The sequence below is a fragment of the Pollutimonas rozaliensis genome (assembly GCF_048751585.1).
GTDB lineage: Bacteria > Pseudomonadota > Gammaproteobacteria > Burkholderiales > Burkholderiaceae_B.
On record NZ_JAZHOB010000161.1, the window covers coordinates 1 to 265 of the forward strand.

A 265-nucleotide genomic window follows, 5' to 3' on the forward strand; every position below is an offset into this window, starting at 1 on the left:
CTCGTCGTTCCCCTCTCCTTGGTTAGAAGCGCCGCCTTCCCCGGCACCGCCACCACCCCCTTGGCCGCTAGGTCGACGGATTTTGTCACCTTCCAAAAACTCCTTATTACCCGGCGAGACGATGTTGCGTGCCCCGCCCGGCCCGTGCTGAAACACGGGTTCGGAAATGTCCTTGGTGGGAATCGATATTTTCTCGCCGCGCTCCATGTCGGTGATGGAGCGGCGGTTGACCGCCTCCTCCACCGAGCGCTTGATGTGCTTGCGG

General features: G+C 61.9%; 1 protein-coding gene. It reads right to left on the reverse strand.

Translation table 11 applies throughout. The annotated features are described in order from the left end of the window. Positions 1-265, reverse strand: a 265-nt coding sequence (locus tag V0R37_RS22395) for a DUF444 family protein (RefSeq protein ID WP_420376595.1), incomplete at both ends; no start/stop codon positions are given.